This window comes from Sinorhizobium sp. P24N7 (assembly GCF_042436655.1).
Lineage (GTDB): Bacteria > Pseudomonadota > Alphaproteobacteria > Rhizobiales > Rhizobiaceae > Sinorhizobium > Sinorhizobium meliloti_A.
This window is the reverse complement of record NZ_JBHMIW010000143.1, coordinates 1-408: the sequence shown is the minus strand read 5'-3', so window position 1 is coordinate 408 and position 408 is coordinate 1. Positions and strand designations below refer to the sequence as shown.

The window sequence follows — 408 nt, the reverse complement described above, 5'->3', positions numbered from 1 at the left end:
TGATTTCGCGAGCCTGAGAGGCACTCGAGCCTTCGGTTTTCCGCTGATCGCCGCCGATAGCGTCGACACATAAATTTCCAGCCTTGCCCATCCGCCGTAGTCCGTGATCGTTCCAGATGTGGCCAAGCTCGTGATAGGCGACGAAGCGAAAAAGGATACTGAGGATGGTGATGAATAACATCTGCCGTTCTGGATATTCTATCCACGTTAAACTCTCAGCTTGCCAATCGAACGGCTTGCCTTCTTCTAGCAGATCGCGGGGAAGTTGGAGCGATCGGTCTTTATCGGGTTTCCATTGAGGATCGTTGCCGCCGACCATCGCTGGGACGACGCCGCTCGCCGCCGCGCTAGAAGCCAGGCGGCAAAGCAGCCAAAACATTCCCGCATACATCGCAACAATATCGAATT

At 54.4% G+C, this 408-nt stretch carries 1 protein-coding gene; it reads right to left on the bottom strand.

The features are described from left to right. The coding region (locus ACFHWW_RS34345) for a hypothetical protein (RefSeq protein ID WP_379943855.1) at positions 1–408 on the bottom strand (408 nt) is incomplete at both ends.